The organism is Streptomyces griseocarneus (assembly GCF_014655595.1).
Lineage (GTDB): Bacteria > Actinomycetota > Actinomycetes > Streptomycetales > Streptomycetaceae > Streptomyces > Streptomyces griseocarneus.
This window is the reverse complement of record NZ_BNBL01000001.1, coordinates 1,109,400-1,128,991: the sequence shown is the minus strand read 5'-3', so window position 1 is coordinate 1,128,991 and position 19,592 is coordinate 1,109,400. Positions and strand designations below refer to the sequence as shown.

The 19,592-nt window shown below is 73.6% G+C and carries 12 protein-coding genes; 5 read left to right on the top strand and 7 right to left on the bottom strand.

Annotated elements, in window-relative coordinates; translation table 11 throughout:
• Positions 1–107: 107 nt before the first annotated feature.
• Complete coding sequence (locus tag IE295_RS04585; RefSeq protein WP_190062093.1) at positions 108–1,559, top strand: XRE family transcriptional regulator; 1,452 nt, start codon at positions 108–110, stop codon at positions 1,557–1,559.
• A gap of 42 nt (positions 1,560–1,601) precedes the next feature.
• Here the strand turns inward: IE295_RS04585 and IE295_RS04580 are convergent, their stop codons facing one another.
• Complete coding sequence (locus IE295_RS04580; protein ID WP_190062092.1) at positions 1,602–2,357, bottom strand: SDR family oxidoreductase; 756 nt, start codon at positions 2,355–2,357, stop codon at positions 1,602–1,604.
• Between the two features lie 168 nt (positions 2,358–2,525).
• On the opposite strand from IE295_RS04580, the gene fhuB reads away from it, so the two are divergent.
• Entirely contained in the window at positions 2,526–4,718 is a 2,193-nt protein-coding gene (gene fhuB, locus IE295_RS04575) for a Fe(3+)-hydroxamate ABC transporter permease FhuB (RefSeq protein ID WP_190062091.1), read from the top strand.
• 90 nt (positions 4,719–4,808) lie between these two features.
• Complete coding sequence (fes, locus tag IE295_RS04570) at positions 4,809–6,032, top strand: enterochelin esterase (protein ID WP_190062090.1); 1,224 nt, start codon at positions 4,809–4,811, stop codon at positions 6,030–6,032.
• 71 nt (positions 6,033–6,103) lie between these two features.
• Here fes and IE295_RS04565 read toward each other — a convergent pair whose 3' ends face one another.
• Genes IE295_RS04565 through IE295_RS04555 form a run of 3 tightly spaced genes read right to left on the bottom strand, consistent with a single transcriptional unit; the run spans position 6,104 to position 14,923 of the window.
• Positions 6,104–7,522 carry an MDR family MFS transporter gene (locus tag IE295_RS04565; protein WP_224323378.1) on the bottom strand — a complete coding sequence of 473 codons (1,419 nt, stop codon included), beginning with the start codon at positions 7,520–7,522 and terminating at the stop codon, positions 6,104–6,106.
• Positions 7,519–7,722: an MbtH family protein gene (locus IE295_RS04560; RefSeq protein WP_190062089.1), complete on the bottom strand. Its 204-nt coding sequence runs from the start codon at positions 7,720–7,722 to the stop codon at positions 7,519–7,521. Before IE295_RS04560 ends, IE295_RS04565 begins: the two co-directional genes overlap by 4 nt.
• Positions 7,723–7,726: 4 nt before the next feature.
• Positions 7,727–14,923 (bottom strand): non-ribosomal peptide synthetase, encoded by a 7,197-nt coding sequence (locus tag IE295_RS04555; protein ID WP_190062088.1) that lies wholly within the window; start codon positions 14,921–14,923, stop codon positions 7,727–7,729.
• 155 nt (positions 14,924–15,078) lie between these two features.
• Between IE295_RS04555 and IE295_RS04550 the strand changes: the two genes are divergently transcribed.
• Positions 15,079–16,215, top strand: coding sequence for a M20 family metallopeptidase (locus IE295_RS04550; RefSeq protein WP_190062087.1), 1,137 nt, complete (start codon positions 15,079–15,081; stop codon positions 16,213–16,215).
• A gap of 64 nt (positions 16,216–16,279) precedes the next feature.
• Here IE295_RS04550 and IE295_RS04545 read toward each other — a convergent pair whose 3' ends face one another.
• From IE295_RS04545 to IE295_RS04535, 3 genes are all read right to left on the bottom strand, one after another.
• Positions 16,280–17,278, bottom strand: a complete 999-nt coding sequence (locus tag IE295_RS04545; RefSeq protein WP_190062086.1) for an ABC transporter substrate-binding protein — start codon at positions 17,276–17,278, stop codon at positions 16,280–16,282.
• A 164-nt stretch (positions 17,279–17,442) separates the two neighbouring features.
• Positions 17,443–17,646 (bottom strand): hypothetical protein, encoded by a 204-nt coding sequence (locus IE295_RS04540; RefSeq protein WP_190062085.1) that lies wholly within the window; start codon positions 17,644–17,646, stop codon positions 17,443–17,445.
• Positions 17,647–17,742: 96 nt separating this feature from the next.
• Complete coding sequence (locus IE295_RS04535) at positions 17,743–18,105, bottom strand: hypothetical protein (protein WP_190062084.1); 363 nt, start codon at positions 18,103–18,105, stop codon at positions 17,743–17,745.
• Between the two features lie 226 nt (positions 18,106–18,331).
• On the opposite strand from IE295_RS04535, the gene IE295_RS04530 reads away from it, so the two are divergent.
• Positions 18,332–19,549: a serine hydrolase domain-containing protein gene (locus IE295_RS04530; RefSeq protein WP_190062083.1), complete on the top strand. Its 1,218-nt coding sequence runs from the start codon at positions 18,332–18,334 to the stop codon at positions 19,547–19,549.
• Positions 19,550–19,592 lie beyond the last annotated feature (43 nt).

Genomic DNA, 19,592 nt, shown 5'->3' with positions numbered 1-19,592 from the left:
GCCCGAGCAATGGCCATACCCTGGTGAAGCCATGTACGGGGGGGGAGCCCGTAGGTCAATCGAAGCCGGTTCCGGAACCGGCAGGAAATGGCCAAGGGGGAGTAAAGTTGCTTGACGGGGATCAGTGGCTTTCGTTCGGCCTGCTGCTGCGCCGCTATCGGCTGGCGGCGGGCATGACCCAGGAGGAACTCGCCGAGGCGTCGGGGCTGAGCGTGCGCGCCATCAGCGACCTCGAGCGCGGCCGGACCAGCAGGCCGCAGCGCAAGTCCGTGGAGCTGCTCACCGAGGCGCTCGCCCAGGGCGACGACGCCACCCGGCGGCTCGTCGAAGCGGCCAGGGCGGCCCGGCTCGGGCCGGACCTCGCCTCCGCTCCGGCGGCGTACGAACGGGCGCGGGACGCCCACCACGGGACCGGGCCGGCCGACCACCGCCTCGCCTGCGAACTACCGCCGGACACCGTCGACTTCACGGCACGGGAAGCCGAACTGCGCCGGATCGCCGAAACACTGGCCCCGGGCGACGCCCGGCCCGGCGGGCCCCGGCGGCCCGAACGCCGGCTGACGCTGGTCGCCGGCCACCCGGGGGCGGGCAAGACGGCCCTGGCGGTGCACGCCGCCCACCGCGCGCGCTCCCGATTCCCCGACGGCCAGCTCTACGTCCAGCTGTCCCCCGCCGGACGCCCGGCGCTCCGGCCGGCGGAGGTCGTCCGCAGAATCCTCCAGTCGCTCGGGGCCCTGGACGAGGGGATCGGCTCCCTGGAGGAGGCGAGCGCCCGGCTGCGTACCGTGCTGGCCCGCAGGAGGGTGCTCGTGCTGCTGGACGACGCGGTCGCGGAGGGGCAGATCCGCTGCGCCCACCCGGCCGTCGGGGAGTCCGCCGTGATCGCGACCTGCCGCCGCCGGCTCTCCGCGCTGGCCGGGGCCGGGGCCGAGTCCGTCACGGTCGGCGCCTTCGGCCCGGAGGAGTCGCTGGCCTTCCTGGCGAGGATGCTCGGCGAGGAACGCGTCCGGGCGGCGCGCTCCGACGCCGCGCTGGTGGCGGAGCTGTGCGGTCATCTCCCGCTCGCCCTGCGGGTGATCGGCTGCCGGCTGCTCGCCCGCCCGCACTGGACGATGCGCACCCTGATCGACGAGGTGCTCGACGACCCCCGGACCCGGCTGCGGGAGCTGAGCTCGGGGGACCTGACCGTACGGGCCGCCGTCGCGGCGGCGTTCGGCGTGCTGGACGACGGGGCGCGGTGGGCGCTGCACCGGCTGGCGCAGGCCCGGGCCCCGGGCTTCAGTCTGCGCGGCGCCGCCGTGGTGCTCGGCTGCAGCATCGCCCGCGCGCACCGGCTCATCGGCGATCTGCTGGACGGCCACCTCGTCGAGGTGCTCGACGAGCGGCGGCCCGGGGATCCGCGCTACCTCATACCGCCCGTGGTGCGCCTCTTCGCCGCCGAGGGCGCGGAGAACGCGGAGAACACCGAGGGGGAAACGGGCCCGCGGGCCCCGGTCCGCCCTCCGCGCCAGGAGTTTCCCCGCCCGGAGTTCCCGCGGGCCGAGCAGGTCGCCTCGTAGGGCCGGCGGACCGACCGGGGCCGCCGGTCCCGTGCGGGGCGTTCAGCGGGTGGTGTAGCCGCCGTTGGCGAAGAGGGTCTGCCCGTTGATCCACCAGCCGTCGGTGAGCAGGAACTTCACCAGCGGCACGATGTCCTCGATCTTCGTCAGCTCGCCGTTCATCGCCGAGGACTTGTGGTACGCGATGGAGTCGTCGGTCTCGGCCGGGTAGAAGAACGGGGTGTCCATGGGGCCGGGGGCGACACTGTTGACGGAGATGTTGCGGCCGAACAGTTCCTTGGACAGGGCCCGGGTGAAGTGCTCGACGGGGGCCTTGCTGCCCGCGTAGACGGAGTACAGGCCGGTGTAGGCGGCCAGCAGCGAGGTCACGACGGTGACGATCTTCCCGCCGTCCTCCACCCGCCGGGCCGCCTCCTGCATCATGAAGTACGCCGCCTTGGAGTTGACGGCGAACATCCTGTCGTACTCCTCCTCGGTGACCTCGGTCATCGGCTTCTTGATGACCATGCCGGCCGTGTTCACCATGCAGTCGACCTTGCCGAAGGCCGCCACCGCCACCTCGAACAGCCCCTCGACCTCGGCGACCTTCGTCAGGTCGGCCTCGTGGACGACCGCCTCTCCGCCCGCGGCCTTCACCGCCTCGGCGGTCTTCTCCGCGCCCTCCCTGGAGTGCGGGGAGTTGTAGTGGACGACGACGTGGGCCCCGTCCCCGGCCACTTCCCTCGCGATGAGGCCGCCGAGGTTCCTCGAGGCGCCCCCGATGACGACGACCTTGTCCTTGAGCGTATGGCTGGACATGCGTCTCTCCTCGACGAGGGATGACTGCGGATGCACGCCCACCTTATGACCACATGTCCGCATTCGCATGCGGGTGCCCTCCGGGCGGACCCGAAGGCGGGCACCTCGGGGCGGCCCGGACCCTCCCGGCGTTCCGGGCCTTAAATATCATTAGGCTAGCCTTACCTTATGACTTTGTCGCACGTGGATCCCGAGGCGGAAGCCGTTGATGACCAGGCACTTCCGGACGCTCCGCACGGCCGCCGGACCCTCCTGATCGCCTCCGCCTCCCTGCTGGCGGCGGTCCTCGTGCTCGCCGCGCTGTCCCTGTCCGTCGGCGCGGGCGAGGTGGGGCCCGGCGACGTGCTCGACTACCTCCTCGGCCGGAACGGGGCCCGCGACAACTCCCGGCTCTCCCTCGTCGTCGGGGACCTGCGCATACCGCGCACCCTCACCGCCCTGCTCGTCGGCGCGGCGCTGGGCACCTCCGGCAGCCTCCTGCAGGCCGTCACCCGCAACCCCCTCGCCGAGACGGGCCTGCTCGGCGTCAACGCGGGCGCCTCGCTCGGCGTCGTCGTCGGCATCGCCTTCCTCGGCGTCCAGAGCGGCTACGGGCACCTGCTGTGGGCCTTCGGTGGCGCCGTCGCCGCCAGCGCGCTCGTGCTGTTCATCGCGGGCCGCCGGGGCGGTGGTTCGCCGATGCGGCTGGTCCTGGCCGGCTCCGCCCTGGGCGCCACCTTCGGCGGCATCACCAGCGTCATCATCGTCAACTCCGCCGAGACCTACGACCGCTTCCGCTTCTGGGTGCTGGGCTCGCTCGCCGGCGTCGAGGGCTTCGGCAAGCTGACGAGCCTGCTCCCCGTCCTCGCCGTGGGCTTCGTCGTCGCCCTCCTCATCGCCCGGCCGCTGTCCGCGCTCGCCCTCGGCGACGACCTCGCCCGGGGCCTGGGCCACCGCCCGTCCGCCATCCGCGTGGTCGTCGCGCTGGCGGTCACCCTGCTCACCGCCTCCGCCGTCGCCCTCGTCGGCCCCATCTCCTTCCTGGGCCTGCTCGCGGGATTCGCGGCCCGGGCCGTCACCGGCCCCCGCCTCACCGCCCAGATCGCCCTCGCCGGGCTCATCGGCGCGGGCGTGCTGACCGGCGCCGACGTCCTGGCCCGGGTCGTCTCCCGGCCCTTCGAGGCGCCGGTCTCCGTCATCATCGCCCTCATCGGCGCCCCCGTCCTCATCGGCATCGTCCGTTCCCGGCGGATGGGCGCGATGGGCATGACCGACCCCGCCACCGAAGAGGGCGGACGGCCGGCCCGCAAGCTCCTCCCCCGCCTTCCGCTCCGCCCGCGCGGAGCGAAGGAGCCCTCCGAGAGCCTGCTCCTGCGGAGCGGCGGCATCTCCCTGCTGGTGCCGCGCCGGGCCGCGCTCGCCGCGCTGGCGCTGGCCGCCCTGCTCGTGTGCGCGGTGGTCCTGTCCGCCTACGCCGGCCAGAGCGACATGGGCCTGGTCCGTACGTTCAACGCCGTCCTCGGCTCCGGCGACCGCTTCGACGTGCTGCTGGTGCAGAAGTTCCGGCTCGGCCGGATCGTCGCCGGACTCACCGCGGGCGCCGCCCTCGGACTCGCCGGCTGCCTCACCCAGACCCTGGCCCGCAACCGGCTCGCCACCCCCGAACTGCTGGGCGTCAACGACGGCGCCACCGCCGCCGTCCTGGTTTCCACCACCCTCACCGGCACCTTCGGCGCCTGGTGGGCCGGGCCGATCGGCGCGCTGGTCGCCGTCCTCGTCGTCACCACCGTCTCCGGCGGCCTGGGGCAGCGCGGCTACCGCGTCCTCGTGGTGGGCCTGGCCATGTCGGCGCTCGCCTCGGCCGTCACCCAGGTCGTGCTCGCCCGCCGCTCCCTCAACTCCGCCAGCTCGCTGTACGTGTGGACCTCCGGCAGCCTCAACGGGCGCGACTACTCCGTGGCCGTCCCCGTCCTCATCGGCCTCGCCGTGCTCGTGCCGCTCGCCCTCGTCGTCGCCCGGCAGCTCAACGTGCTGCGCTTCGACGACTCCACGGCCTCCTCGCTGGGCGTCGCCCCGGGGCGGGTGCGCATGGTGTGCCTGCTGCTGGCCGTGGGCCTCGCGGGCCTCGCGGTCGGCATCTGCGGGCCGGTGGGCTTCGTCGCCCTCGCCTCGCCGGTCATCGCGGGTCGGCTGGCGGGACCGCTGCGGGTGCCGGTGCTGGGGTCGATGCTGACGGGTGCGGTTCTGATCGTGCTCGCCGACACGATCGGGCGGGTCGTCTTCGACGGGGTGGAGGTGCCGGTGGGCATCGTGACGACCGTTCTTGGCGGACCGTTCCTGCTGTGGGTGCTGCTGGGGCGGTCGGCGGCGGCGCGGGTGTAGCGCCTCCGGCGGTCCTTCCCCACCCCGCCCCTTCCCGAACCGGGGCTCTCTCCTCCCACCTCGGACACCTGTCACCGAAAGGAAGCAGCCATGGAGCTGCACAGCCCGACGCTCCGCACGCTCGCCGAGGCCGTCCAGGCCGAAAAGGCCGGCGCCGTCGACGACTTCTGGGCGCACGCCCAACGCACCGGCACCCCCCTCGTCGAGCCCGACGCCGACCCGGCGTACCGCCTCGTCACCTTCCTCTGGCGCGACGACCCCGCCGCCCCCGCCACCGACGTCCTCGCCCTCGTGCACACGGTCACCGACAAGGACCGGCACGCCCGTGACCTCGCCCCGCACCTGATGGCCAAGGTGCCCGGCACCGACGTGTGGGCCATCAGCCACCGGCTGCGGGCCGATCACCGGGCCTCGTACCAGTTCTCCGTGCACCGCGGCTCCCGCGAGGAGGCCCTGCGCACCGACCGCCGGTCCTGGCTGGGCGTGCTGGACGGCGCCCTGCCCGACCCGCTCGCCGCGGGCCCCGCTCTCGCGGCCCGTGACGGCCGCAACCCGTCCTCCGTGATGGAGCTCCCCGACGCGCCCGCGCAGGAGTGGGTCTCCCGCCGGGAGTCCGTGCTGCGCGGGGAGTGGTTCGACCGTGTGGTCGACGGCCGGGCCGTGGGCGTCCACCTGCCCGCCGGGCACACCGCCGACGGCGGCCCGTACGCCGTCGCCGTCCTGCTGGACGGCGAGATGTGGGGCCCCGTGCTGGACTTCGGCGCGACCCTGGACAACCTGCACGCCGACGGCCGCATACCGCCGACGGTGACCCTGTTCGTCGAGACCATGGGCCGCGACCGGCGCATGGCCGACCTCAGCTGCAGCGAGGAGTTCGTCGACTGGCTGGCGGACGTGCTGCTGCCGTGGGCCGCCCGCGCGTACGGGGCGACGGACGACCCGGCGCGCACCGTCGTGGCCGGGCAGAGCGCGGGCGGTCTGACGGCGGCCTTCGCCGCCTTCCGCAGGCCGGAGCGGTTCGGGAACGCCCTGTCCCAGTCGGGTTCCTTCTGGTGGCCGGACGGGACCGAGTTCGACGGCGGCAGCGAGTGGCTGACCCGGCAGTACGCGACGCGCGAAAGACTGCCGGTCCGCTTCCATCTGGAGGTGGGCCTGCAGGAGTGGATGCTGCTCCCCCAGAACCGGCACCTGCGCAATGTGCTGGAGGCTCGCGGCTACGAGGTGACGTACAGGGAGTTCAACGGCGGCCACGACTACGCCTGCTGGCGCGGCGGGCTCGCCGACGGGCTCGTGGGACTGCTGGGGCGGCGGTAACACCGAGGCCCCATGCACAGAGGTCCCGTACCGACGGTACGGGACCTCTGTCGTAGGGCGAGCTACGCCCCTCACGCCGCGGCCGGCAGCTCCCCGCTCTGCGGCTCGTCGTCGAAGGGCGGCGGGCCGGGGGCCTCCTTGGGCATCCGCAGCGCGCACAGCGTGCCGAGGGCGACGAGGCCCGCGGTGATCGCGATGGCGGCCCGGTACGGGCCCGGGTCCGCATCGTGCGTGCCGGAGCCGCCCCAGGCGGAGATCACCGCGGCGGTGACCGCGATGCCGAGCGCGCCGCCGAGGGTGCGCACGATGGTGAACAGGGCCATGGCCTGGCCCATGGCCGGCGGCGGAACGTCCGAGAAGCCGGCGATCTGCACCGTGAGCACGGCCGTGCCGAGCACCAAACCCACGCAGAACATCAGCACCCGTACCGCCCAGGCGTTCTCGGCCACGCCCGGCACGGCCAGCGCGCCGAAGACGGCCGTCGCCAGCACCAGGGCGGGCACGGCGAGCCACCGGGGGCCGAGCCGGGGCATCAGCCGGTCGGCCACCTGGGAGGCCAGCATCAGGCCGAGCGCCTCCGGGAAGACGCTCAGGCCCGCGTCCAGGGCCGAGGCGCCGAGGGCCGCCTGGTAGAGCAGCGGGAAGGCGAAGAGGACGCCCATCAGGCCCGCCGAGGTGACCAGCGCGAGCACGGTGGCGGACGCGAACACCTTGTCGGCGAGCAGCCGCAGCTGAAGCAGCGGCGTCCCCGCCCGCAGCAGGTGCACGCACCCGGCGGCCAGCAGGACGAGCCCGAGCGGGCCGGCGACCAGGACCGAGGGCGCGGTCCAGCCGTGGGTGGGGCCGAAGCCCAGCGCGTAGGTGAGCAGCCCCAGCGCGGGGGTCGCCAGCAGGAAGCCCCTCAGGTCGAAGCCCTCGGGCTCCTCCTTGTGCTCCCCCAGCCCCAGCACGCCGATCAGCACGGCGGCCGCGCCGAGCGGCACGTTCACGAAGAACAGCCAGTGCCAGGACAGGTGCTCGGTCAGGAAGCCGCCGAGCGGCGGGCCGAGCGCCGGCATCAGCGCGGTCGGCACGATGAGCACCTTGGACAGCTTCATCCGCTCGTGCGGCGGAAAGGCCCGGAAGAGCAGCGTCATCCCCACGGGCGTGAGGAGGCCGCCCGCGATGCCCTGCACGACGCGGGCCAGGACCAGGGTCGGGAGGTCCTGGGCCAGGCCGCAGACCGCCGAGGCCGCGGTGAAGACGGCGAGCGCGCCCAGGAAGACCTTCTTGGTGCCGAAGCGGTCGCCGAGCCAGCCCGCGACGGGCAGGGCGACGGCGAGCGCGACGAGGAAGGCCACCTCGACGGTGTTGGCGGCCGAGACCGGTTCGCCGAAGTCCCGGGCAATGGTGAGCAGCGCCGGGTTGACGATGGTGGAGTCGAGACCGTTCATGCACATCGCCGTCGTGTACACGATCACGACGGCGATGCGCGGGGAGAGCCGGGTCACTGGGCGGAGGCCGGGGTCAGGTCGGTCCAGTGCTCGGTGATCCAGTCGAGGGCCGGCTGCCGGGCACAGGGCCCGTGGGCGGCCGTCCAGCCCTCGGGCACCGCGGCGAAGCCCGGCCAGAGGCTGTGCTGCCCCTCGGCGTTGACGAGCACGAGGAACTCCCCGTCGCCGTCGAAGGGGTTGGCGGGTGCGTCGCTCATGGGGTCAGTTCTCCAGGTTCTGCAGTCGGTCGGCGATGACGCTCGCGATGTGCGCGATCGGTTCGGGCAGGGTCATGTCCTTGTGCGAGCAGGCGACGTCCGTGTTGTCGATGCGCCCGGTCACATAGGGGGTCCAGGTCTCGGGGGTGAGTTCGTCGTCGATGGTGTCGACGGTGGCCCGGAAGAAGAGCACGTCGCCGTCGAAGACGCGGTGGTCGAAGGCGCGCACCAGGTGGTTGGTGTTGAGGTAGGTGCGGTTGAGGGCCTCGATGGTGGCGTCGTCGAGGCTGGCCAGCGGGGAGCCCTCGCGGCGCAGCACCTCGGTGACGTGGGCGAGTTCGAAGGGCTTGCCCTCGAGGCTGTCCGGCCCGTAGCCGCCCATGGCGAGGAGGGCCTCGAGGGCCTCGGCCTGGTCGGGCACGGGCAGCTCGCGGAAGCCCTCGGCGGGGTAGGCGTCGAGGATGGCGAGCAGCTCGACCCCGGCGCCGAGGTCCTGCAGGCGGGTGGCCATGGCCTGGGCGATGATGCCGCCGGTGGACCAGCCCATGAGGCGGTACGGGCCCTGCGGCTGGACATCGCGCAGCCGGTCGACGTAGTGCGCGGCCAGCTCCTCGAGGGTCTTCGGCAGCGGTTCGTCCGCGGTCGCGGGGCCGACGCCCTGCGCCTGGAGGCCGTAGATCGGCACGTCGGCGGGCAGGTGGCGGATGAGTCCGGCGTAGCACCAGCTGAGTCCGCCGGCGGGGTGGACGCAGTACAGCGGTGCCTTGTCCCCGTCGTTCGCCGGGCGCAGCGGCAGCAGGACGTCGAGGGCGTCCGTGCGCTCCGCCGCGTCGAGGGCGGCGTCGAGGGCGGCCGGGGTCGGGGCCTGGAAGACGGTGCCGATGCCGACGTCGGCGCCGAGCGCCGCCTTGACGCGGCCGGCGAGGCGCACGGCGAGCAGCGAGTGGCCGCCGAGGTCGAAGAAGTTGTCGTCCACGCCGACCCGGGGCAGGCCCAGGACGTCGGCGAAGATCGCGCAGAGCTGTTCCTCGCGGGGGCCGCGCGGGGCGCGGCCCTCCGTGACGGCCCCGGCCAGGTCCGGTGCGGGGAGCGCCTTGCGGTCGAGCTTGCCGTTGGCGGTCAGCGGCAGCCGGTCCAGCAGGACGACGGCAGACGGCACCATGTGGAGGGGGAGCTCGCCCCTGGTGTGCTCGCGCAGCACGGCCGGGTCGGTGTCGCGGGCCGGGACGGCGTAGGCGACGAGGCGCTTGTCGCCGGGGGTGTCCTCGCGGACGACGACGGCCGCGTCGGCGACGTCGGGGTGGTCGGCGAGGACCGCCTCGATCTCGCCGAGCTCGATGCGGAAGCCGCGGATCTTCACCTGGTGGTCGGCGCGCCCGAAGTACTCGAGGGTGCCGTCGGGGCGGCGGCGGGCGAGGTCGCCGGAGCGGTACATGCGGCTGCCGCGCTCGCCGAAGAGGTGGGCGAAGGGGTCGGCGACGAATCGTTCCGCCGTCAGCGCGTGGCGTCCCAGGTAGCCGCGGGCCAGGCCCTCGCCCGCGACGTACATCTCGCCGGTGACACCGGGCGGTACGGGCTGGAGGTACGCGTCCAGGACGTAGACGCGCAGGTCGGGGATGTTGACGCCGATGGTGCTGGAGGTGCCGGCGGCGGCGCTCGCGCGGTCGAGGGCGATGTACGAGACGTGGACGGTGGTCTCGGTGATGCCGTACATGTTGACGAGCGTGGGCGCGTCGTCGGCATGGCGCTCGTACCAGTCGTCGAGGCGGCCGAGCTCGAGCGCCTCGCCGCCGAAGACGACGTAGCGCAGGGCGAGTTCGGTGCCGGGCCGGTCCTTGTCGGCGGCCATGAGCTGGTAGAACGCGGACGGCGTCTGGTTGAGGACGGTCACGCGCTCCTCTTCCAGCAGGCGCAGGAACGCCGCCGGATCGCGGCTGACCAGGTGGGGCACGACCACGAGGCGGCCGCCGTGCAGCAGCGCGCCCCACATCTCCCACACCGAGAAGTCGAAGGCGTAGGAGTGGAACAGCGTCCACACGTCGTTCTCGTCGAAGCCGAACCAGTGGTCGGTGGCGGAGAAGAGACGGGCGACGTTGTGGTGGGTGACGGGGACGCCCTTGGGGCGGCCGGTGGAGCCGGAGGTGTAGATGACGTACGCGACGTCGCCGGGGCGCTGGGCGCGGGTGCGGTCGTCGTCGGTCAGGTCCGTGGGCGCGTACGCGTCGGCCTCGGTGCCGTCGACGAGGACGACCGGAAGGTCGTGCGCGGGGATGCGCGCGGCGGTCGCGGTGTCGGTGACGACGGCGGCGGGGGCGGCGTCCTGGAGCATGTAGGCCAGGCGGTCGGCCGGGTAGTCCGGGTCCATCGGCAGGTAGGCCGCGCCGGCCTTCGCCACCGCCAGCAGGCCCACGACGAGCTCCGGAGAGCGGGGCAGCGCCAGGGCCACGATCGACCCGGGCCCGATGCCGCGCGCGGCCAGCAGCCGGGCCAGGCGGTTGGCGCGGGCGGACAGTCCGGCGTAGGTGAGCGAGACCCCTTCGCAGGTCACGGCCGTGCGGCCGGGGTGCCGGCGGGCCGCGTCCTCGTACAGCTCGACGAGGGTCTGCTTGGAGGGCGTGGGCGTGGTGGTGCCGGCGTTCCACGCGACCACGGAGCGGTGGAGCTCCTCGTCGTCGAGCAGGGGCAGTTGGCCGACGGGGCTGTCCGGGTCGGCGGCCGCCGCGGTGAGCAGGCGGGTCAGGTGGGCGGAGAGACGTTCCGCCGTGCCGGCGTCGAAGAGGTCCGTGCGGTACTCGAGGAAGCCGGATATGCCGCCGCCGGGCTGTTCGCCCGCGTTGAGGGTGAGGTCGAACTTGGCGGTGCCGGACGGCACGGCGCCCATGCGGGCGGTCAGGCCCTCGCCCATGGCGAACGCGGCGTCGGGCACCGACTGCCAGGCGAGCATCACCTGGAAGAGGGGGTGCCGGGCGAGCGAGCGCGGCGGGTTGAGCTCCTCGACGAGCCGGTCGAAGGGCACGTCGGCGTGTTCGTACGCGGCGATCGTGGTGGCGCGGACGCGGTCGAGGAGGGTGCGGAAGGTGGGGGCGCCGGAGGTGTCGGTGCGCAGGACGAGGGTGTTGACGAAGAAGCCGACGAGGTCGGCGGTCGTGTCGTCGTCGCGCCCGGCGACGGGGGTGCCGAGGGGGATGTCGGTGCCGCAGCCGTAGCGGGTGAGCAGGGCGGCGAGGGCGGCCTGGACGGCCATGAAGACGCTGGTGCCGGTGGTGCGGGCGAGCCGTTCCAGCGCGGCGTGCGCCGTGGCGTCGAGGTGGAAGGGGACGGTGTCGCCCTCGTAGGACGCGACGGCGGGGCGCGGCCGGTCGGTGGGCAGTTCGAGCTGGTCGGGGAGGCCGGCCAGGGCCCGCTTCCAGTGGTCCAGCTGCCGGGCGGCGAGCGGGGTGGGCGCATCGGCGGTGCCGAAGAGCCGCTGCTGCCAGGCGGTGTGGTCGGCGTACTGGACGGTCCGGCGGCGGAGTTCGGGAGCCCGGCCGGCGGCACGGGCGGCATAGGCCGCGGCCAGGTCGCGGGCGAGCGGGGTGGTGGAGGCGCCGTCCCCGGCGATGTGGTGCAGCAGGAGGAGCAGGGTGTGGTGCTCGCCGCCGTCAGTGAAGAGCGTGGCGCGCAGCGGGGGTTCGGCGGCGAGGTCGAAGCAGTGGCGTACGGCCTCGGTGAGGCCGGCGTCCGCGGGGGCGGTGTGCAGGCGCGGACTCGCCTCGTCCGCGGTGAGGATCCGCTGGTGGGGCTCGTTGTCAGTGGCCGGGTACACGGTCCTGAGTGTCTCGTGGGCGTGCGTCAGGTCGTTCAGGGCGAGCTGCAGCGCGTCGTGGTCGAGCGGTCCGGTGAGGGTCAGGACGAGGGGGATGTTGTAGGTGGGGCTGGGTCCTTCGAGGCGGTGCATGAACCACAGCCGCTTCTGCGCCGGGGAGAGCGGCATCCGGTCCGTGCGGGGGACGGGCACGAGCGCGGGCCGGTCCTCGCCGTCGGCGGCGGGTGCCTCGCGCAGGAGTGCGGCGAGGGCGGCGGGGGTGGGGTTGCGGAAGACGTCGGCGAGGCTGACGGGCGTGCCGAAGGTCTCGCGCATGCGGGCGGCGAGGCGCCCGGCGGTCAGCGAGTGGCCGCCGAGGTCGAAGAGGTCGGCGTGCGGGGCGGGGGCCTCGTCCAGGCCGAGCGTGGCGGCGAAGAGGCCGCGGAGGATCTCCTCGTGCGGGGTGCGGGGGCCGCTGTGGCCGCTGTGGCCGGTGGTGCCGGTGGGAGCCGTGGTCTCCGGGTCGGGCAGGGCGCGGACGTCGAGCTTGTCGTTGGCGGTGCGGGGCAGGGCGTCGAGGAGGGTGATGGCGGTGGGCACCATGTGACCGGGCAGCCGCTCGGCGAGGTGGGCGCGCAGCGCCTCGGGGCCGGTGGTCGCGCCCTCGGCGGGCACGGCGTAGCCCAGCAGGCGCTTGCCCGTGGCGGTGTCCCGGGCGATCACGGCCGCCTGGGCGACAGCCGGGTGCCCGGCCAGCACGGCCTGGATCTCGCCGAGTTCGATGCGGAAGCCGCGGATCTTGACCTGGTCGTCGGCGCGGCCGAGGAACTCCAGGGTGCCGTCGGCCCGGCGGCGCACGAGGTCGCCGGTGCGGTACATCCGCGCGCCGGGCTCGCCGTGCAGGGCGCCGAAGGGGTCGGCGGTGAAGCGCTCGGCGGTCAGGTCGGGCCGGTTCAGATAGCCCGCGGCCAGGCAGGCTCCGGCGATGTACAGCTCGCCGGTGACGCCGACGGGGGCCGGGCGCAGGGAGGTGTCGAGGACGTACGCCCGTGAGCCGCGCACGGGGCGGCCGGTGGCCGTGCCGTCCCCGTCGGGGCCGGGCAGCCAGTAGTAGGCGTCGACGGTGGTCTCGGTGGGGCCGTAGAGGTTGATGGGGTTCAGTCCGGCGGTGCCCGCCAGGCGGCGCCACAGCGGCTCGGGGACGGTCTCGCCACCGACGACGACCAGGGCGGGGTGGTGGCGGTCCTCGTCGAGGAGGCCTTCGGCGACGAGGGCCTCGACGTAGGAGGGGGTGGCGTCGAGGTAGTCGACGCGGTGTTCGGCGACGTAGGCGGTCAGCACGGCCGGGTCGCGGTAGGCGGCGTCGTCCAGGAGGTGCAGCTCGTGGCCGTGGACCATCCAGATCAGGGGGTCCCAGGAGGCGTCGAAGGCGAACGAGGCGCTGTGCGCGATCCGCAGTCTCTCTCTACCGGTGCGCTCCACCGCCGGGGCGATGTGGTCGGTGCCGTGTCCGGCGTGCAGGTTGGCGAGGGAGGCGTGGGTGACGAGGACGCCCTTGGGGCGGCCGGTGGAGCCGGAGGTGTGGATGACGTAGGCGGGCTGACGGAGCGCCGGGGCGGCGGGGGCCGTGCCGGGCCGGGCGTCGAGGCGGGCGCGGGTCTCCGGGTCGTCGAGGAGCAGGACGGGGATGCCGTGCTCCGGCAGGCCGCGCACGGCGTCGGCGGTGCCGACGAGGCAGCCGGGGCGGGTGTCGTCGAGGACGTCGGTGATGCGCTGGGCGGGGTGGCCGAGGTCGAGCGGCTGGCAGACGCCGCCCGCCTTGAGGACGGCGAGCAGGGCGACGACGGTGTCCGCGCTGCGGGGCAGGGCCAGGGCGACGGCGGTGCCCGCCGTCACGCCTCGGTCCCGCAGTTCGTGGGCGAGGCGGTTGGCGGCGCACTCCAGTTCGGCGAACGTGAGCGAGACGGCACCGCTGCGGACGGCGACGGCGGCGGGGGTGCGGGCGGCCTGCCCGGCGAAGAGCTCGGGCAGGGTCTTCTCGACGGCCGGCTCGGTGCGGCCCGCCGTGGCGCGGTGGATCTCCTCGGCGTCGAGCAGGTCGATGGTGCCGACGGGCCGCTGGGCGTCGTCCAGGAGCAGCTCGGTCAGGCCGTCGAGGTAGCGGCGCAGGCCGCGCTCGTGGGCGGTGAGCGAGGGGGCGTCGTAGCGCGTGGGGTTGGCGTCCAGGCCGAGGCGTACGGAGCCGTCGGGGGCGGGGACGACGGCGACGGCGAGGTCGTCGACGGGGCCGGCGGAGAGGTTGCGGACCACGCCGGGCACGTCGCCGAAGGCGAGGTCGCCCTCGAACGCCTTGATGTTGACCATCGGCCCGAACAGCGGCTGCTCGGGGGAGGTCAGGCCCAGGTCGCGGCGCAGGTCCTCCTGCCGGTAGCGCTGGTGGCGGCGCACGGCGCGGACCTCGAGGACGACGCGGCGCAGGAGTTCGGCGCCGGTGTCCTGGGGGGCCACGGCGATGCGCAGCGGCATGACGTTGACCATCATGGCGGGGGTGCGCAGGGCGGCGGGGCCGCGGCGGTTCATCAGCGGCAGGCCGAGGACGACGTCCCGGGCGCCGGTCATGCGGTGCACATAGCCGGCGGTGGCGGCGATGAGGAGCTCGGCCCAGGTGGCCTTGGCGGCGCGGGCGGCGGACTCGAGGCGGGTCAGGGAGCCGGCGGGCAGTTCGCCGCCGTGCCGCAGGACGGCTCCCGGGGCGGAGGCCGGGCGGTCGGACAGGGAGACGGGCTCGGGCCGGTCGGCGAACCGCTCGCGCCAGAAGTCGCGGTCGGCGGCGTGCCGTTCCCCGGCCGTGTAGTCGGCCTCGTCCTCGACCAGCTCGCGCAGGGTGCCGAAGGGGTTCCCGGAGGGTTCCGCCCCGGTGGCCAGGGCGGTGTAGGTCTCGGCCAGGCGGCGGCCGATGAGGGTCAGCGCGTAGGCGTCGACGGCGAAGTGGTGGACGCGCTGGTACCACCAGTAGCGGTCGTCGGCGAGGCGGATGAGGGCCTGGGTGACCAGGGGGCCCTCGGTGAGGTCGACGGGCCGGTCGAGGTCGGCGTGCATCCAGGCCTCGGCCTCCTCGTCGGGCCGCTGCGCGGTGCGCAGGTCGAGCCGCCGCAGGGCGGGGACGCCGCCGGGCTCGACGCGCTGGGCGGGGTCGCCGTCGCCCGCGGTGGCCACGAGCGCCAGCGTCTCGGCCTCCTGGACCGTCTGCCGCAGGGCGCGTTCGAACAGCTCCTCGTCCAGGGGTCCGTTGATCTCCACGCAGTCACCGGTGTTGTAGACCGGGTTGCCGGGGGCGAGAGCCTGGGCGTACAGAATGCCGGACTGCGCGGCGAGCAGCGGCAGTTCGGCGGCGTTCTCGGCCTGGTGGTGACGCATGCGTGGGGACTCCCGATATATGGCAAACGTTCCTGGTCACACCGGACCCCCCGGTGCGTCAGCTTAGGTAAGCCTAAGCTATTTTTTGATCGCTTGTGAGAGCGGCCCCCGCATCGCGTGAGCAGCATCGAACACCGAAGACACTGGAGCCGGACATGACCGTGGCCGAAGGCCTCAAACCAGCCATGCGGGAGCGCGTTTCCGCCCACCGCGAGGACCTCCTCGCACTCAGCCGCCGCATCCACGGGCACCCCGAGACGGCGTTCACCGAGCACCGGGCGGCGGCCTGGTGCGCCGAAGTCCTGCGCGACCACGGCTTCTCGGTCACCGCCCCCGCCCACGGCCTCGAGACCGCCTTCGTCGCGACCGCCGGCTCCGGGCCCGTCACCGTGGCCATCGCCTGCGAGTACGACGCGCTGCCCGGCCTCGGCCACGCCTGCGGCCACAATCTGATAGCCGCCGCCGGCGTCGGCGCGGCCCTCGCGCTGGCTCCGCACGCCGACGAACTCGGCCTGACCGTACGGGTCCTGGGCACCCCGGCCGAGGAGCGCGGGGCCGGCAAGGCGCTGCTGCTGGAGGCCGGGGCCTTCGAGGGCGTCGACGCCGCGATGATGGTGCACCCCTGCCCGTTCGAGGTCGCCGAGTTCCGCTCGTTCGCGCTCGGCACGCTCTCGGTGGAGTACCGGGGCAGGTCCGCCCATCCGAGCCTCAACGCACACGAGGGCCGCAACGCCGCCGACGCCCTGACGGTCGCCCAGGTGGCCCTGGGGCTGCTGCGCCAGCAGTTGCCGCCGCACTGGAAGGTGCACGGCGTGACCACGAGCGCGGGCACGGCCCCCAACCTGATCCCCGACCGGGCCACCGCCGAGTACGAGATCCGCGCCTCGGCCGCCGAGGACCTGCGCGAGCTGCGCGAGCGCGTCGAGGCCTGCTTCCGGGCCGGCGCGCTGGCCACCGGCTGCGAGGTGACGCTCACCCGCCCCGAGCCCGACTACCTCGACTTCCGCACGGACCCCGCCCTCATCGCCCTGTGGCAGGCCAACGCCCGTGCGCTGGGCCGCCCCGAGCCCCAGCAGCGGGACGCGTTCGCGTGCACGGACATGGGCAACGTCTCGCACGTGGTGCCGTCGATCCATCCGGTGCTGGACATCACGGACGGGGCGTGCGGGCCCCACGAGCCGGAGTTCGTCGCGGCGGCGGTGTCGCCGGCGGCGGAGCGGGCGATCGTCGACGGGGCCGTCGGGATGGCCTGGACGGCGGCCGACTTCGCGGCCTCGCGCGCGGCGCGGTGACGAGAACGCCGAAGGCGCCGGGCGGACTGGTCGAGTCCGCCCGGCGCCTTCGGCGTCGCGGCACCTACTTCTTCAGCGCCTTGGCGATGTCGTCGATGACGGCCAGGCTCGCCAGCGGGCCGCCGCGGGTGGACCACACCGAACCGTTCACCGTGACGGCGTGGTTCTTCTTCACCGCGTTCAGCTCCTTGTACGCGGGCTTCTCCTGGACGTCCTTCAGCGCCTTCTCGCCGTCGGCGGTGAGGGTGGACAGGAACAGCCAGTCGCCGTCGATCTCGTTGATCTTCTCCAGGCTGAGCGCCGGGGTGTGGGCGTTGCCGTCCTTGTCCTGGGCCTTGGGCCGCTTGAGGCCCATGTCCAGGGCGACGCCGGAGGCGAACTGCTTCTTCTCCATCCAGCTCGGGCCGTCGGGGTTCCAGCGCACGATGCTGACCTCGGCGCCCTTGTTGTCGCCGAGCTCCTCGCCGGCCTTCTTGGCCTTGGCCTCGTAGTCGGCGATGACCTTGTTGGCCTTGTCCATGCCGTTGACGGCGTTGGCGATGCCCCGGAAGGAGAGCTTCCAGTCATCGGTCGGGGCCATGGTGACCAGCGTGGCCGGGGTGATCTCGCGCAGCTGCTTGAGGACCTGCTGGTCCTGCATGTCACCGGCGAGGATCAGGTCGGGCTTGGCGGCGATGACCTTGTCCATCACCGGCTGCAGCAGGTTGCCGACGACGTTGATGCCCTTGACCTTGTCCTCGAGGTAGGCCGGGGGCTTGTTCATGCCCTGGCCGTTGGTGATGCCGACCGGCTTGATGCCGAGCGCGAGCACCGCGTCCAGGTCCTCCTGGGTGAGGGTGACGATGCGCTTGGGGTTGGCCGGGACCTTGACCGCGGTGCCGGTCGCGTCCTTGACCGTACGGGTGCCGCCCCCGCCCGCCTCGGTCTTCGACTCGCCCTTCCCCTTGTCGGAGTCCGAGTCCGCGCCGCAGCCGGTCAGGAGCAGGGCGGCCGCACCCGCAGCGGCGAGAACCTGGGCCGCGCGGCGCGGGGCGGACAGGAGGAGGCGGTTGGGCGAGGTCATCGATGGCTCCGGGCGTCGAAAAGCAGTCAGAAGTACAGGGGTGGGTCGTCCGCACGGGGGCGAACCCGCCGGACGGAAGCGATATTAGGTTAGCCTTACCTTAAAGTCACCCCGCAGGGGGGTTCCCGGTGCTCCGGCCCCCCTGCGACCCGCCCCCGGCGGCCTCACTTCTGACGCAGGAAGAGCAGCCGGGCGAGCACCCCCGGCCTGCGCGGCGGCGGACGGTGGGCTCCCGCTTCGGACGCCGGGGCTTCCGGACGTTCCTCCACGATGACGGGGGCGGGCTCCGGTTCGGGATCGGGGCGGTGGGCGCGGTAGGCCTCGGCGCGCACATAGGCGCCGAGCGCACGCGCGGGATCGATGCGCATGACGTCACTCCTGCTGTCGTACTGCCGGCATGCCGGAATTCCGGGTACACGAACGACGCCCCCGGCCCTCGAGAAGGGCGGGGGACGTGGTTCCGCTCAGCAGCGCAGGACGGAATGACGGGCGTGACCGGGGGCGACGGCGGCTTCGCCGGGCCGGGCCGACGGCTGCCGGCCGGAGAGCCCCCCGGCACTTGCGACGGCAGCCGTCAGGACCGGCAGGCGTCCGCCCACCGGCCGCCCCGCCCTCCCCGGACGGGGAACGCGCCTTTCCGGCACGCACGCGGCGTCGTCGGACGATCCGTCCGACGCCGGGGCCGAGGCGGGAGCCCTCTCCCGGGCGGAGGCGTACTCCACGAACTCCGACGTCACGCCGGACAGCATCATCAGGGCGGAAGCCAGCACCACGACAACAGCCCGCACCACGGGCTGCAGCACGCCAGCACGACCCCAGAACGCCACAAACCAAGCGTAGTCGGTCACTCACCTGAGGTGCATTCCGTCGATCGAGTGAGATTACGGAGCGGAGTACGACATCTCGGCACTTGGCAGTCCGATAACAACAATGGCTGAATCCACCCCCCTCACCGGAATCCCCTCAACCCCCGCTCAACGGCCGGGGCGTTGACGGAGTCCTCCCGGACGTACAGATCCCTTGAAGAATTCCTCGTACGGAGAGGCAGGGCAGATGACCGCACGGACGGTACGCAGAGCACTGACAGGGGCGGCGCTCGCGACGGCGCTGGCCACCACGGCCCTCACCACCACCGCCTCGGCCGACACCGGCCGGGCCGGCGACCGGCACTCCGCCACCCGGGCCGTGATGGAGGCTCAGGTACGGGCCGGGGTACCCGGAGTGCTCGGCCGGGCCGAGGACGCGCGGGGCACCTGGAACGCCTCCGCCGGCGTCGGCGACCGCCGGACCGGCCGCGACCGGCTCCCCCAGGACCGCTTCCGCGTCGGCAGCATCACCAAGGCGTTCGTCTCCACGGTGCTGCTCCAGCTGGAGGCCGAGGGCAGGCTCGACATCGACGACAGCGTCGAGCGCTGGCTGCCCGGCGTCGTGCGCGGCAACGGCCACGACGGCAGCCGGATCACCATCCGCAGCCTGCTCAACCACACCAGCGGCGTCTTCAACTACACCGAGGACCCCGCCTTCTTCGAGCAGCTCACCACCGGCTTCCCCGAGCACCGCTTCGAGACCCGCACGCCCCGGCAGCTGGTGGCGGCCGCGATGCAGCACAAGCCCTACTTCTCACCGGGCAAGGGCTGGCACTACTCCAACACCAACTACGTCCTCGCCGGGATGATCGTCGAAAAGGCGACCGGCCACTCGTACGCCTCCGAGGTCGACAAGCGCGTCATCAACAAGCTCGGCATGCGCTCCACCACCCTGCCCGGGACCTCGAGCCGCGTGCCCGGCCCGCACGGCAGGGCGTACAGCAAGCTGTCCTCCACCGCACCGGACGCGAAGATCCACGACGTCACCGAGCTCAACCCCTCCTGGGGCGGGGCGGCCGGCGAGATCATCTCCACCACCGGCGACCTCAACCGCTTCTACCGCGCGCTGCTGCGCGGCGACCTGCTCCCCGAGCGCCAGCAGCGGGAGCTCCTCACCACCGTGCCGGTGAGCGACACCACGCCGGACGCGAGGTACGGCCTCGGCGTCTCCTCCGGCAAGCTCTCGTGCGGCGTGACGGTCTGGATGCACAGCGGCGGCATCCACGGCTCCACCTCGATCGCCTCCGCCACCGCCGACGGCAGCCACACCGCCGCGTTCAACTTCAACGGCGACTGGTCGGGCGACCTCGACGCGCTGATCGAGGCCGAGTACTGCGGCGCCAAGCCTTCGGCCGCCGCCGACAAGACCGGCCCGGGCCTGAAGAAGCTCACCTCCCTGCGCTGATCCTCCGGCCCCCGCCCGGCGGCCGCCGGGCGGGGGCGCCCCG

Coding starts and splice junctions, on each gene's coding strand:
- IE295_RS04580 (WP_190062092.1), bottom strand. CDS start 2,357: ATGTCCAGCCATACGCTCAAGGACAAGGTCGTCGTCATCGGGGGCGCC.
- IE295_RS04545 (WP_190062086.1), bottom strand. CDS start 17,278: ATGACCTCGCCCAACCGCCTCCTCCTGTCCGCCCCGCGCCGCGCGGCC.
- IE295_RS04555 (WP_190062088.1), bottom strand. CDS start 14,923: ATGCGTCACCACCAGGCCGAGAACGCCGCCGAACTGCCGCTGCTCGCC.
- IE295_RS04560 (WP_190062089.1), bottom strand. CDS start 7,722: ATGAGCGACGCACCCGCCAACCCCTTCGACGGCGACGGGGAGTTCCTC.
- IE295_RS04540 (WP_190062085.1), bottom strand. CDS start 17,646: ATGCGCATCGATCCCGCGCGTGCGCTCGGCGCCTATGTGCGCGCCGAG.
- fhuB (WP_190062091.1), top strand. CDS start 2,526: ATGACTTTGTCGCACGTGGATCCCGAGGCGGAAGCCGTTGATGACCAG.
- IE295_RS04530 (WP_190062083.1), top strand. CDS start 18,332: ATGACCGCACGGACGGTACGCAGAGCACTGACAGGGGCGGCGCTCGCG.
- fes (WP_190062090.1), top strand. CDS start 4,809: ATGGAGCTGCACAGCCCGACGCTCCGCACGCTCGCCGAGGCCGTCCAG.
- IE295_RS04550 (WP_190062087.1), top strand. CDS start 15,079: ATGACCGTGGCCGAAGGCCTCAAACCAGCCATGCGGGAGCGCGTTTCC.